Origin of the sequence: Vulcanisaeta moutnovskia 768-28, assembly GCF_000190315.1 — an archaeon.
In the GTDB taxonomy this organism is placed as follows: Archaea; Thermoproteota; Thermoprotei; order Thermoproteales; family Thermocladiaceae; genus Vulcanisaeta; species Vulcanisaeta moutnovskia.
In genome coordinates this window covers 1,115,845-1,130,276 of sequence record NC_015151.1, presented here as the reverse complement: position 1 = coordinate 1,130,276, position 14,432 = coordinate 1,115,845, and the positions used below count along the sequence as shown (strand labels likewise).

The window sequence follows — 14,432 nt, the reverse complement described above, 5'->3', positions numbered from 1 at the left end:
CTTTCATTGCCTTATCCTTTCTATTATGCTTCTTGGTATTGTTAGTGTTACTACGTAGTTTGGTTCGTCAACTATTTCCGAGATCCTAAGGTTACCAATCACACTACTTAGTACGTAACCCTCCTCGGGTGTTAACCCATAGAGCTTATTCAGTATCGTTAGCATGTCCTCAAGGGCATCCCTGGCCGCCTGGTATAAATCGCTGGATATGCCCATGGTCGCGATGACGTTGGTTGGTTCGTCCTTGATTGAGGCCACTGTAAATGGCCTCCTTATGCCCAGGCCCTTAATCACGTTGACCCTGATCCTAACTGTTGCGTTTGTTTCTATTGCTGTTCCAGTCACCTCACCATCACCCTGACTAGCATGTGGATCAGCCAGCGATAATAAGGCACCCCTGACATTGACTGGTAGGTAGACCCTGGCTCCGACTCCGTGAAGTTTATTGTCCATGTTACCACCGAAGTACTGCGGCGGTATCATCTCGAACTCACCCTCCCTAGGCGCAACACCAATAACACCAAGGAAAGGCCTAACCGGTATCCTAATACCCCTGAGGAAGTCGCCTGTTGTCTCTGCGTAACCATTGCTAATCCTCCAGTGAATGAGTAGGTCCCTAAACCTGCCCTTGAGAAGCCCTATGAAGCCAAGTATTGCTGACCACCCCCAATCACCGACCTCAATATCGAGTATGTCAACAGCCAACGCATCACCAGGTTCAGCACCCTCGACGTAGATGGGCCCGACTGCGGCGTCGAATTTTGATGAGTCGAGTTTTGCCAGGTCCTCTGCGGTCATTCCTGGCCTTATTTGCATTGTTGATGAGTCTGGTATGATTACGGTGACCTCATCACCATCCCTGACACTGGCTATGGGCCTTAGGTTTGGGCTCCACCTGTAGTGTAGGTTTTCCTCCCTAGTCCCGTCAATCGTTATCACAACTCCTCACCCTCCTCAAGCCTTGGAACCACTGGTTTTTTCCAGGATATTACCCCAGTTATTATGAACCAAGCCACTAAAAATGTTACTGCCACGATGACCGGTAGGCTTATTGCAGTTGTTATGGCGGTTGCGTATAGGACGAAGAGGTACAGTACTGAGGCTATTGTGGGTACCGCCACGTGGGTCCACTTGAAGAAGTCCCTCTTTCTGGAGTACAGCGGTAGTGCGATGTTTATTAGGAGGTGCTCGATGGAGGTTGCAATACCGCCCCAAAGCCCGGTTATTAGGAATGCGTTTAGTGGTCCTAGGGTCCAGCCAAGTGCTGTAAATAGTGCTAGGCCGATTACTGTATCGAGTATCAATGCCCTGTGCGGCGTCTTGTACCTGGGATGTGTTATTGAGAGCCATTGGGGTAGGGCGCTGTCCTTGGCCATTGTGTACATGTCCCTGGCCACGGCATTTAGTATTGCCATAGTATCCGTGAAGCCGCTATTCGTCACTAGAATCATCCAGAGGATGGCTATGGGTAATAAGCCGTACTTAACGGCTTCGGTTATACCAGGTATGAAGTATTGGAAGTAGGTAGATGCGTTACTGGGTCCCCAGCCAATTATTAGTGCGTACATCATGAATATGAAGAATACGGATAATAGCAAAACAACGGCAATTACGCCCCTCCTAATGTTTACGTGAGCCTCCTTAGCCTCTGCGCCTAGGAATGTCATTGAGCCCCAACCTGCGAAGGCCGTGAAGGCGAAGATAAGGCCCATACCAACCCCAGACCAACCGCCTGGTGCATATGCCGGTGTGAATACGAGTGGGTCCCAGGGCTTGGGGGATAATGCGATTATGATTGCACCACCAAGCATTAGGGCTGCTATCTCAATCATGCCTGTCCAGAGCATGTACTTAACTGAGGGTTTAATGCCTAGGTAAGGTAGCACCAGGGCGAGTAGTGCATCGGCTATGCCTAATGGGTACCAGGACCAGCTCGGGAGGTTGATACCTAGTTCGGATAATCCGTATTGGACGGCCAAGGCAGTCTCTAGGTAAATAAAGGGTGTTGCGGCAACACCTGCATACAGTATGTACAACCACCCACTCCACGCACCGACCCTGGGTCCAAACCCCCTCTCGATATACCTGTAGTAACCACCGCTGGATGCAACCTTAAGGGAGAATTCATAGACTGCATACGCCGCCGACGCCACACCCAGTGCTGCAAGAATAACCGAAAGTGGCGCTGACCCGTAGGCGAAGGCCACAGCACCGCTTAACGTGGCTAAAGCCGCTATCCCAGGTGCTGTAAAACTTAGTGATTGAAAAACAAGCTCCCAAAAAGTTACAACACCGCGTTTTAACCCATAACTAGACTCCTTACCCATCGTTCTCGGGACTATATATTCTATTTTTAAAGCATTTCCTCCAAACATATTTTTAATTAAAGACTTTATATTCAAAATATTCGGCATTGATCATGACTATTTACACAATATGCAATAATAACACACAATAAATGGGACAATTCCCTAACCCCCCATCTTAACCGTTAAGGATGGCAATGAAGTCGAGACCAAGAAGACATCCAATTGCCAGGTCACACAATTATCCACAATCTCAAAGATCTCGCTGGGCTTTTTGGTCACCTCATTTGATTAATAGGCTTGACAAATCCGCAAAGTGGCTTGTTGATGATTACATCCTCATTGACAACCCTCAACTCAGTCATTACTTAATTGAGTACTTGGCTGTTGATGCCTAGCGTATTGTTTAGAGCCCATTAATTCGCGGTGCACGTTGTTGAGGAGTGCCATTGACTGATTTAGTGCGTAGACATTTGCCATCGTTAGATTACCCAGCGCCTCGGCCATGGCAAGGCCTTGGTTGGCGAGCACCGTGTAGTTACTAACCAAAGCCCTATACCGAGCCATACACGTGACCAAACTATTGTAATGACCCAAAGCCTCACTGTAACTACTCACTGCGGGGAGTAGGAAGAGTACGACTAATGCCCAGCCCATGATGGCTAGTCCAACTAAGGTTCATGCTTTTACCCCATACGACTCTATGCACCACGGTGAGAGACCAAGGACTAAGTAATTAGAATTCGATGCGCAAAAGCGCCGCGGAAACAGCCCCGTTATTTAGGAATTGAATAATAACGAGAAAGCAGTAAGGTGGCTTGTCATGAGTGCCGTTGTAACAGTAACGGACCGTGAATGTTCATGGGGATTAATGTTCCAGCGAACATTAAGAGAAGGGGTAGCAAAGGATAAACTTAGTTATTTTATTTCTCTTAGATCTATATTCCTTGTTTCTGGGCCTAGATATGCTCCAATACCGAAGAGTATAAATCCTATTATGAAGTATATGGCCGTAGTTAGCCAGGGTATGGGTCCCTCTATCGCTGAAAGAGTGGTATGTAGGTAATAAATATAGTATGATGTGAATGCAGGTATTATAAGCCCTGCACTATAACCAAAACCAACACCACTTGCTCTTCTGCCAGTTGGAAATCTCTCAGTTAAATACGCAGGCATGGAACCCCACATTAAGCAGTCTGAGAGCATCATTAGTATTAATCCTAGGTATACATAATTCACTATTCCATGTATAAATCCTATACTATATTCATACAGAATTGGTATTGTTAAAATACCATATATTATGGATGTATAAATGAATAAGCGTCTCCTACCGGCAAAGTCTGTTAGGGTACCTGATATTATGTCAAGTGGAAGTCCGACCCAGCCATATATAAGTAATAAGAGTGCCATCATTTCTGCGGGAGCCTTAGCAGCTGCTGGTATTAGGTTTAGCATTGCCATAAGTATGGCGTAGGAGTTTATTGCCGCGCCCGTTGTAACTAAAAGAACCTGGAGGAAGTTCCATAGTGTTGGTGGTTTAAATAGGTTGAAGAATGGTGTCCTTTCGACTTTACCTATCTTCTTCAATTCTTGGAATAATGGTGTATCCCTCATAGCGAGTCTAACGGCTAGGCCAAGGGCAACCGGTATAAGGCCGGTGAGAAATACGTATCTCCAACCAACGGCGTACATGCCAGGTCCCAACCACCTCTCAAATAGGAGAATGACGGTGCCGGCAAGACCGCTACCAAGAGGCCAACCACTCTGAACCCAACCTGCAAAGGTACCCCTCCATTTTGGTGTAACCTGCTCCATGGCGAAGGGATGACCGGCTGCGTACTCACCACCAGCGAATAAACCCACGGCGCCTCTTAGCGTCACATATAATCCAAAGGCTAGTAGGCCGACTTGTCCGTATGTGGGAAGCGCAGCAGAAAGAGCGGATGAAGCTCCTAAGCCGCTTAGTGTCATAAGTAGTGTGTTTCTTCTGCCTAGTTTATCACCATAGTGACCAAATAATGCACTGCCAATAGGTCTGAGTAATAATGTGGTTGAGAAACCTAGCAATATGATGACTGTAGCTACAAATGACGGTATTTTATCAGGTAGTAATGCTTTATTAAGAATGGTGTAAGACCAACAACAAGTGTCATATCATACACATCAAAACCATAACCCAACCACTGAGATATACTAGCCATAACAGCAGTTTTTAAAGGGAAAACCACTTTCCCTCCAACATTCGAGCTAGGCATACTTTAAATCAATATAGTTTATTTTTAAGTTTTCTCTATTACCTTGAAATAGGAGCTATTATTTGAGAGAAAAAATAAAAGTATAAATTTTTAGAATATAAGTCATGCCTGTTGATTTTGGGCATTTTCTTGATGATTTTGAGGTGTTGAGTAGGGTCGGTTGGGTTGAGGGTTTTGGCACGGATAGGCTCGCCCTGGGTGAAAACGATATTAGGATTAGGAGGGAGTTGATCGCTAAGCTTAGTGCGATTGGTGCCCGTATCAAGTTTGATGATGCTAGTAATATTATCGCCGAGATTGGTGATCCGAGTAAACCAGCCATAGCCATTGGTTCGCATTTAGACTCAGTCCTCGGTGGTGGTAAGTTTGATGGTGCTTACGGGGTTATTGCCGGGCTTGAGGTACTCCGTGGGCTTAGGGATGAGGTTAAGAATCATAGGTTAATGCTTATTGACTTCACGAATGAGGAGGGGGCCAGGTGGATCCCATCACTACTTGGTTCTGGACTAACCACCGGCGTCTATAAGGACGGTATAACCTTTGGCGATGCATTAAGGGCGTCTGGTTTCATGGGTGAGGAACCCAATAGGCTCATGCATGACCCGCCAAGGTACTACCTTGAGCTCCACATTGAGCAAGGACCTGTGCTTGAGAGAGAAGGTTACCAAATAGGTATACCACTTGGTATTGTGAACATTAGGGTTTTAGAGATTAAGTTTGCCGGCGAGGCTAATCAAGCCGGCCCAACACCAATGGCCCTCAGGAGGGATGCCGTCCTGGCGATGGCCAGGTTCATAGAGTTTATTAGGGATTATGCATTGATTAGGGACTCCAATGAGAGACTTAGGGCTACTGTCGGGATTATTAATGTTAAGCCGGGCATATACAATGTCATACCGAGCGAGGTGAGCTTTACCTTAGACATTAGGAGTCCGTACGAAGATGAGGTAAATAAGGCAGTTACGTACGTAATTGATGTGGGAAGGGCAATTGCTGAGGATTTAGGTGTTGGGTTTGAACACCGTGATTTATTCATGCACGGCAAGGTGGAGTTTGATAGGGAGATTATTAGGACCATTGAGGATGCTTGCAAGGACTTGGGTTTGAGGTATAGGTTTATGTGGAGTTGGGCTGGTCATGATGCCCAGTACATGGCTAGGATTAGTAGGGTCGGCATGATATTCGTACCCTCGGTCAACGGAAGAAGCCACACGAAGGAGGAGTTCACGAAGAATGAAGACCTAATAAACGGACTCAAGGTACTGGCTGAAACTGTTAGGGGGCTTGATGGTCATGAAGGCCGTGAAGGCTAAAATAATATATACCATGGACCCTGAAAAACCGTATGGAAAATACTTACTGTTTAATGAGACAACGGGCAATATAGAGAAGGTTCTAGATACATTATCAAACAGTGAATTAAGTAATGTAGAGGTCATAGATTACGGTGATTATTTAATAACGCCAGGCATTATAGATTCTCACAACCACCTATTAATGATGGGACTTCATTACACATTTATGGTAAATCTCAGCGATGCTCACAACATCGATGATATCATACAGAAATTAAGAGAATTTAGCGGTAAAGCTGAATTCCCATGGATCTTAGGCTATGGCCTTTATGAAGGGAGGATAGGGAGATTACCAACCCGGTGGGATCTGGATAAAGCCGCTAGTGATAAACCCGTCTTCATAATGCATACATCGGGACACTACGCAGTCTGCAATAGCAAGGCCTTAGAGATAGCCGGTATCACCAAAAGCACACAGGATCCACCTGGTGGTTTGATAGGACGTGAACCTGACGGGACACCGAATGGTATTCTTTACGAGCCAGCAGCCATGGACCTGGTGAGAAGGTACATACCGCAATTCACGGTAAATCACTATAAGGAGGCCATACTTAAGATCCAGGACGAATACCTAAAAACAGGAATAACCACGGTTAAGGACCCAGGAGGCACTGGTGGCGATATTGATGAGGAACTAAGGATTCGGGCGTTAAATGAACTCAGCGAAAACAATATGCTCAAAGTACTGGTCAAGATTTGCCTACCTGTCTTCTCATACGAAGACGCCAAAAGGAAAGTCACCATTGCACGCATGATTAGGGAGGGCGAGAAATTAACGTTTCTCGGGTTCAAAATATTCATGGACGGCAGTGGACTAGCGAGGACGGCATGGATGAGAGACCCATGGAACAAGAACTTTACTGAAATCGATGACGACAATAGAGGAATCCCAACGTGGAACCTCGAGGAGCTCCGAAAAACAATAGACTATTTGCTCAGCGAGTTCCCTAATAAAATGATTTGCATACACACAATTGGTGATAAGGCCGTTGAGGAGGCGTTGAATATAATTGAGGATATGAAGATGAAATACCCCAATGTCTCTTTCACGCTAATCCATGTCTATGCACCAACGTCTCGGGATATTGAGAGGATAAGGGAGAATGGCGTGATGATAGAGACACAGACAGGTTTCATGCACTTTCTCGGTAAGTTGATAATAAGTAATTTAGGCCTAATAAGAACTAATCGATTTATGAACATTAGGAATTATCTAGAACAAGGCATTATCGTATGCAATAGTTCCGACTCCGATGTAATAAATCATAATCCCATTTATGGCTTGATAACAAGCATTTACAGAACCTACTATGTAAATAGCATAGTCAATACGTTAATGAATACACACGAGATGAACCCCGCATTGTGCGATATATCATTATATGATGCATTTAAACTCTATACACTGAATGCCCAAAGGTGTGTTCATGACAATAGCATTGTGGCGTTAAAACCTGGCAATAAGGCAGACTTTGTGGTTTGGGACCTAAATCTATTGATGCGATGCTTTGAAGATCCTATAAATTGTTTAAGTAATGATAACATTATAAAAAACTTGGTAATAGCCACCTACATAAATGGTAAAATAATGCATAAAAGGGTTGCTTAATAAAAATAACATGGTATATTTCTATAGCTGTGCTGTTAATGACTAATAAGTCTCATCTAGTCTCACGGGATAGCTCCTTGATTGCATCTTCGAATATCCTAATGCCCTCATCAAGATGTCTCTTGGTTAGTACTAATGGTACCATGAAATCCCTGGCTAAGATAGGTAGTTGCGCATTATAATCGCAATAAATAGTTAAAGCCATAGCATTGGGGTAATGCAATACGATGCACTCCTGTATTATGCACGTGTGCGCCAACGTGCATGAAGTCACGATAAGGGCGAGACTTAATAGCAAGGCGACCGTGTGCCTTGGGCGGTTGGTGCCTGCCTAATCAGTTGCTTGCTTCTGGTTTTGGTTTGTTTCTTGGGCCTCACTCGTTATTCGTGGTCCGTGTATGCCTCCGCCAGGTGGTAATTCTTCCCTGCCCTTATCACGGCCTTGATTGGCCTTTATGAGTTAGCCTTGGGTGGGATTCAAGGATAGGTTGGTCTACATGAGGATGGGGTTGTGGCGATGGGGAACTACGTATTCAAAACCCACGTAGTAACAATAGAGGTATTGCCACTGCAGGTAAGGCGTAGAAGTCATAAGCAAAATGTAGCGTAGTAATAGAAACAGAATAGAAATTAAATATTTAAATGAACGTTTTCTTTTCAATTATCCACCCTTTGATAGATCTTCCTCATCGAGCTTCGCTAACGCTATTCCCTTAGTCTCTCTTAGTAGTACTAGGGCTATTGTGGCTATTATGAAGTATATGAAGTAGAATAGCGGTACGTAGAACCACTTTGTCATTACCTCCTTACCTATTAATGCTGTTAATATTGATGGTGTAAACATACCACCAATGATAGCCGAGAGTTGGTAGGCTATTCCTGAACCTGAGTACCTATATCTTGTTGGGAAATTCTCCGAGGCCAGCACTGGTGCGAAGGCATGCATTAAGCCTACACCGAAGAGTACTAGGAATAGCTCTGATATTAAGACTAATGGTATGTTTCTAATTATGAGGGAATAAGTGAAGAGGTATGAGAATGCTGTTGTTACTGCTATCATTATGAAGCCAGCAACCCTTCTCTTTAGGAACTTCCCAAAGACTGCGTTTAGGAATACTCCAGCCAGGTCGTATATCCTACCTATGATTATTATCAATGATATTAATACTATAGGGTATGATAGGAATTTCATGAATGTAACCATATACGTAAGTGATGCGTAACCATCGAATTGCTGGAATGATGCCCACATCGCAATTAATATTATGGGTAACCAATATCTCCTAAATACCGAGATACTTGGCGCACTTGCGGTTAATTTCTTCTCAAGTAGTGGTGCCATAAATGGGGATTCCCTAATAATTATTCTAGCCACTAATGCTGGTATGAAGATCACCGCCGATAATATGAATGCTATTCTCCAACCTGTTGTTGCGAAGTTAGGTATAAGCAATGCCAAGGCACCTGCCAAACCTCCTATAGAGAACCCGGCATTGGCCCAACCAACCCAGAACTCCCTCCACCTACTACTACCAGCCTCCGCAAACTCAACTAATAGTGCCGTTGCACCACCAAATTCGCCACCCAAGCCAAAGCCCTGGAAAAACCTTAGAATGGTCAGTAATATAGGCGCACCATAACCTAATACTGTATATCCAGGTAGTAAACCTATGAGGATTGTAGCAACGCCAGTAACGATTAAATCCCATATGAAAGCTCCACTTCTTCCGTACTTATCACCGAAATGACCAAAGACAAATGCACCAATAATTCTTGCGGGAAACCCCGCAGCGAATGTTAGATAACCAATCACTATAGCCAGGACTAGTGGTAGTTTGGGGAAGAAAACCTTCGGAAATGCTAACGTTGCCGCATAGCCGTAGATTACGAAAGAATAAAACTCGAGAGCTAAACCAGCTGTTGAAGCAAGAGCTAAAGCTATCATTATGCCGAGGGAGGGTTTTACTGTCTTTGTACCCATGATATTACCCCTAAGTATTTTATATTGTATACATTTTTAAATTTTATCTCATTATTAATGACGGTGATAATGTATAAATTTATTAATTCTCTATCTGTTCTCTTGATGGTTTTCACTTCGGAGAAGTTGTCTGAGAGGGTGTATAGGGAGTTGATTAGTGGTATTGTTAGTGGTAGGTTTAGGCTTGGTGAGGCTCTTCGTGAGGATGCCCTGGCCCGAATGCTCAATGTTAGTAGGACTCCCGTTAGGGAGGCTTTGGCTAGGCTTGAGCGTGATGGCCTTGTTATTAAGAGGGGTAAGTCCTATGTGATAACGCCATTAACTAGGAATGACGTACTTCAACTCTACGAGGTTAGGAAGCCCCTTGAGTTAATGTCCGCTGAGTTGGCTGCCCAAAGGATCACTGAGGACTTGGTGGTTGAGCTTAGGGATTTGGTGACTAGGATGCGTGAGGAGATTGCTAAGCCTGAGCCTGACCCTGTTTTCCTTGCTGACCTTAATGGTAGGATTCATAATACTATTGCCAGGGCTAGTGGTAATAAGTACCTTGTGGAGTTCCTGAGCGAGGTTAGGCTTAAGCTCATGGTTGTTAGGGTCACCCTATTCACCACGTATGGTAGGAGGATTGATGAGGCCGTGGAGCATGCAGCCATCGTTGATGCTGTGATTAATAGGGATCCAAGGCTAGCTAGGGAGAGGATGGAGAACCACATAAACAACGTCATTGAGTACGTGAGGAGTAAGGTTCTTCCTCTCCTGTTTCCTTAAATAGTATATTTTATTGTATGCAGAAAGGTATATAAAAGCCTTAAGCGAAAGACTATTGTGTCGGTGAAGTTCGTTATTCATAATAGGTTGGATAATGTGGGTGTTGCTATTGATGATATAAGGGCTGGAGAGGAGGTTGCCGGTGTTTATATTGAGGATAGGAGTAGTGGTCCTAGGCTTAAGGCGATCAATGACGTACCCCTGGGCCACAAGATAGCGCTTACCAACATAAGGGCTGGGGAGAAGGTAATTAAGTATGGTAGGGTCATTGGCGTTGCTATAAGTGACATTAGGGCTGGGGAGCATGTACATACACATAATTTGAAATCACTTAGGTGGGGTGTTTTGGCGAAGAGGTGATGATCATGGAGAGGTACACAGTAAAGGCTTACGTTAGGCCCGATGGCTCCCTGGGCATTAGGAACTATGTCGCTGTGATACCTGTTGATGATTTATCGAATACCGCAGCCCTCGGTGTTGCCAAGCTGATTAGGGGTGTTGTTGCCATACCGCACCCATACGGTAGGCTTCAGTTTGGTAAGGACCTCGACCTACTATTCCATATCCTATCTGGCACAGGTGCTAATCCCAATGTCTATGGCGCCATTGTCATAGGTATCGAGGATAACTGGGCTAATAAGGTGGCCGATGGCATTGCAAGGACCGGTAAGCCCGTGTATGTCTATCCAATCGAGGGCAATGGCGACCTGAGGACCATAGAGATGGCCGCCAGGAAGGCTAAGGAGCTTGTTCAGGAGGCCAGTGAGCAGCAGAGGACCGAGGTCGATCTGTCAGGCTTCGTATTTAGTATTAAGTGTGGTGAGTCTGACACAACCTCTGGCTTAGCCTCAAACCCAGCCACTGGTTATGCCGTTGATAAGCTCATTGACTTGGGAAATACCGTGATGTTTGGAGAGACAAGCGAGTTGACTGGCGCTGAGGATATTGTTGCGGAGAGGATACCTGACCCAGCGTTGAGGGATAAGTTCTGGAGGATCTATAGGGAGTACACAGGCTTCATTGAGAGCCAGGGTGTTAATCTACTTGGCTCACAACCAACCGAGGGTAACATTAAGGGCGGTTTATCGACTATTGAGGAGAAGGCCCTCGGCAATATTCAGAAGCTTGGTACGAAGCCAATAACCTGCGTCCTCGACTACCTAGACCCATTACCAAGGGGTAAGGACCAGCTATGTTTCGTGAATACCTCATCAGCCGCTGCCGAGGCAGTTACGTTGTTTGCTGCCAAGGGCTCTGTGATGCACCTATTCACCACTGGGCAGGGTAATGTTGTTGGTCACCCAATAATACCAGTGATCAAGATTAGTGCTAACCCAAAGACTGTTAAGGCCATGAGTGAACACATTGATGTCGACGTCTCAGACCTACTCCAGTTGAAGGCTAGTCTTAAGGAGGCTGGGGAGAGGATATTCCAATACGCTCTCAGGGTAATCAATGGTAGGCTTACGGCCGCCGAGGTACTTCAGCACGATGAGTTTTCGCCAATAAAGCTCTACATAAGTGCGTGATTAAAATGCCGGTGATTAGGGAGGTTAAAACCATACCATTATCCGTACCTTATGATGATGATCCACCCACCATGTTCAGGGATTCCTGGGGTGTACAGCTATACGTTAGGGTCGTCTTAGGGGATGTGGTTGGTTGGGGTGAGGTGTTGACCTACGGTAGTGGTGTTGTGGATTCGTACATTGGCGTTTTCGATGATGTCATCACGCCGGCCGTAATTGGCGCTGAGGTGAATAGTGTTGATGACATTGCTGGGCTTGTCGATAGGCTTGAGAAATTACTATTCACTGGGGGTCTCTGTGGTGTCATCACGGGCGCCATTGGCGGTTTTGAGATGGCCCTTTGGGATGCACTGGGTAGGCATGTGAATAGGTCCGTGAGTGAGTTATTGGGTGCTAGGTCTAGGGACTCAATACCTGTCTACGCCAGTTTCCCGAGGTATGGTAGGGTGGATTACGTGGTTAAGGCTGTGGATAGGGCATTGGGTAGGGGTTTTACCATGGTTAAGCTTCATGAGCATACCAATGACTCGTTAGAGGCCATTAAGGCCGTTAGGGAGAGCTTCGGCTATGATCTAAGGGTTGCGCTGGACATAAATGCAGCGTTTAACGACCCTAACAAGGCCCTGGAATTCCTAAACAAGGTGCATAGGTATGAGCCTTACTGGGTTGAGGAACCAACCTGGCCACCCAACGACTATGACAAACTAGGTACTGTCTCTAGGAGGTCTCCGGTACCCATTGCGGCCGGTGAGAATGAGTACTACATGGGCGGTTTCAAGGGTTTAGTCGGTGCAGGCGTTTCGTATGTGCAGCCTGACATCTCTAAGGTTGGTGGTATACTGAGGTTTATGGATGTGATTAAAGACATCAAGGCCATGGGTAGGCCAGTGGCGCCTCACCATAGACCGCATAAGTCAATCCTAACGCACACCTACACGCTGCACATCGCCTCAATCATTGACGGTGTTGAGGTTGTGGAGTGGCCGCTGACTTGGGTGGGCGACATTTATGATAGGGAGGTTAGGGTTAGGAACGGGGAGGTGCGCCTATCAGACCTAGGAGGTGTGGGTGTTGGGTTGAACATTAATGAGGATGCATTAAGTAAATATCCATATACGAAAAGGTACGTGCCATTGATATTTCATTAAAACTCTAAGTATTAGATGAAGATTATTATTGGCTTAGTGTTGATAATGGGTTCCGTCTTCGTTGCATCATGGTTGTTCAATACCATGTACCTGGATAGGTGCCCATATTGCGGTAGGCCTGGGACCCTTCGTTTAATTAATTCAGAATACCTATATACGTCAAAAGATGGGGAGATTTATTACAGGAGAACCTATCAATGTGAGCATTGTAAACGTATTGTAACGAGGATTAAGGTAGAAGTGAGTAAGTAATGCGTCGTACTTGCTTAAAGCCCGTTTAACGTACCTGCACAGTTAATATTAAAGCAATTAAAGGCAGGATGAATTAGAAGATCACCCAATAAGCTAGGACCAAGCCTTTGATTATTCTGTATATTTGTTATTTTCTTGCTATCTTCTTTAAGTAATATTTCTAACCTTATTAATTATTCTTAAAACTATCGTATATCCTTTTTGCGTTATTACCCTTTAACAGTTTTGCAGCCTTCAACTCATTTATCGTAAGTAAATGCATGGGTGAAATGTCGTCAATAATAAGCTCATTAAAAACTTTTATTAATATATTTTCTAGAGAATTCATTATTTAGAAATAAGTGTTTTTATTATAATTTTAATGTTGAATTTAAAAATAATATTGGTGAATTATATTTTGGGTAAGTTTTTAAGTGATAGATGTTGATTTATGTGTGCAGCTTAGGAGGTATTATCTTGATGCTGACCTTCAGGTCCTGCTGGCGGTTATGTCTAGGTTGGCGTTTTATTCTCCTTGCGCTAAATTTACTGATTTGATGAGGCTTACGTCTTGGCATCAGCAGAGGCTTCTTAGGGTATTGAATAGGGGGATTAGGATGGGGTTTATAATTAGGTGCGTTGATGGTGGGGGATACGACGTGGCACTGCCCATATTGCATAGGAGCTTAATTAGTAGGGAGAGGATTACGTTTAGTGTTGAGAGGTTTACGAGTAATTACTTGGTTATGAGACATGACGTGTCCATAACGATGCAGAACACTGGTTTTTTAGACATTGGTAATGTCTTTGTTAGGGTTTATGGGGACATTGATTGGGATGAACCACTAAGGTTTAGGTGTGGGGATGTTAAGGTGGTGGAGAGGTTAGAAAGGGATAAGTGCCCATTAAATATGTGCGACCTTATCTTTAATTTAAGAGAACCGGTGAGTCCAGGAGGCACCTTCAATTATAATTACTCGTTTAACCTATATTATTACCCACCAAGGGACTACTTCAGCCTGGACGTCCTTAATAATATTAAGGATGTCTCAATAAGGATACCGAGGAATTACGGCACAAGAGGACGAATAAGCCTTGGCGAGGTGGAATTAACCGGTTACGGCTCAGTGAAGACAAGCCTAAGCAAAAAGTATAACATAGTCCATGGATTATCACTAACACCACCAGGAACACTAAAAATACCAATACAAATAAAGACCGTTACTTTTAATTATGGGAATGTATAA

At 44.6% G+C, this 14,432-nt stretch carries 13 protein-coding genes; 7 read left to right on the top strand and 6 right to left on the bottom strand.

Annotated features, from left to right (window positions below; genetic code table 11):
• Window positions 1-3: 3 nt before the first annotated feature.
• From VMUT_RS06010 to VMUT_RS05995, 4 genes are all read right to left on the bottom strand, one after another.
• Complete coding sequence (locus VMUT_RS06010) at window positions 4-939, bottom strand: acetamidase/formamidase family protein (RefSeq protein WP_013604527.1); 936 nt, start codon at window positions 937-939, stop codon at window positions 4-6.
• On the bottom strand, window positions 936-2,327 hold the full coding sequence (locus VMUT_RS06005) for an APC family permease (RefSeq protein WP_013604526.1): 1,392 nt from the start codon (window positions 2,325-2,327) through the stop codon (window positions 936-938). The genes VMUT_RS06010 and VMUT_RS06005 overlap by 4 nt, the downstream gene beginning before the upstream one ends.
• A gap of 336 nt (window positions 2,328-2,663) precedes the next feature.
• Window positions 2,664-2,963, bottom strand: a complete 300-nt coding sequence (locus tag VMUT_RS06000) for a hypothetical protein (RefSeq protein ID WP_048056909.1) — start codon at window positions 2,961-2,963, stop codon at window positions 2,664-2,666.
• 261 nt (window positions 2,964-3,224) lie between these two features.
• Window positions 3,225-4,379, bottom strand: coding sequence for an MFS transporter (locus VMUT_RS05995; RefSeq protein WP_373419226.1), 1,155 nt, complete (start codon window positions 4,377-4,379; stop codon window positions 3,225-3,227).
• A gap of 289 nt (window positions 4,380-4,668) precedes the next feature.
• Here VMUT_RS05995 and VMUT_RS05990 point away from each other — a divergent pair, with 289 nt between their 5' ends.
• Together VMUT_RS05990 and VMUT_RS05985 are read left to right on the top strand one after the other, a co-directional pair.
• Complete coding sequence (locus VMUT_RS05990; RefSeq protein ID WP_013604524.1) at window positions 4,669-5,877, top strand: Zn-dependent hydrolase; 1,209 nt, start codon at window positions 4,669-4,671, stop codon at window positions 5,875-5,877.
• On the top strand, window positions 5,852-7,528 hold the full coding sequence (locus VMUT_RS05985; RefSeq protein WP_083805481.1) for an amidohydrolase: 1,677 nt from the start codon (window positions 5,852-5,854) through the stop codon (window positions 7,526-7,528). Before VMUT_RS05990 ends, VMUT_RS05985 begins: the two co-directional genes overlap by 26 nt.
• Window positions 7,529-7,580: 52 nt before the next feature.
• Here the strand turns inward: VMUT_RS05985 and VMUT_RS12800 are convergent, their stop codons facing one another.
• Both VMUT_RS12800 and VMUT_RS05975 read right to left on the bottom strand, forming a co-directional pair.
• Complete coding sequence (locus VMUT_RS12800) at window positions 7,581-7,751, bottom strand: hypothetical protein (RefSeq protein ID WP_158304794.1); 171 nt, start codon at window positions 7,749-7,751, stop codon at window positions 7,581-7,583.
• A gap of 438 nt (window positions 7,752-8,189) precedes the next feature.
• A complete protein-coding gene (locus VMUT_RS05975) occupies window positions 8,190-9,509 on the bottom strand; it encodes an MFS transporter (protein WP_013604521.1) in 1,320 nt (439 codons plus the stop codon).
• 105 nt (window positions 9,510-9,614) lie between these two features.
• Here VMUT_RS05975 and VMUT_RS05970 point away from each other — a divergent pair, with 105 nt between their 5' ends.
• From VMUT_RS05970 to VMUT_RS05945, 5 genes are all read left to right on the top strand, one after another.
• Window positions 9,615-10,277: a GntR family transcriptional regulator gene (locus tag VMUT_RS05970; RefSeq protein ID WP_013604520.1), complete on the top strand. Its 663-nt coding sequence runs from the start codon at window positions 9,615-9,617 to the stop codon at window positions 10,275-10,277.
• A gap of 63 nt (window positions 10,278-10,340) precedes the next feature.
• On the top strand, window positions 10,341-10,637 hold the full coding sequence (locus VMUT_RS05965; RefSeq protein ID WP_013604519.1) for a UxaA family hydrolase: 297 nt from the start codon (window positions 10,341-10,343) through the stop codon (window positions 10,635-10,637).
• Window positions 10,637-11,806: a UxaA family hydrolase gene (locus VMUT_RS05960; protein WP_013604518.1), complete on the top strand. Its 1,170-nt coding sequence runs from the start codon at window positions 10,637-10,639 to the stop codon at window positions 11,804-11,806. Before VMUT_RS05965 ends, VMUT_RS05960 begins: the two co-directional genes overlap by 1 nt.
• 5 nt (window positions 11,807-11,811) lie before the next feature.
• Window positions 11,812-12,954 (top strand): mandelate racemase/muconate lactonizing enzyme family protein, encoded by a 1,143-nt coding sequence (locus tag VMUT_RS05955; protein ID WP_013604517.1) that lies wholly within the window; start codon window positions 11,812-11,814, stop codon window positions 12,952-12,954.
• 686 nt (window positions 12,955-13,640) lie between these two features.
• Window positions 13,641-14,432, top strand: coding sequence for a hypothetical protein (locus tag VMUT_RS05945; RefSeq protein ID WP_048056906.1), 792 nt, complete (start codon window positions 13,641-13,643; stop codon window positions 14,430-14,432).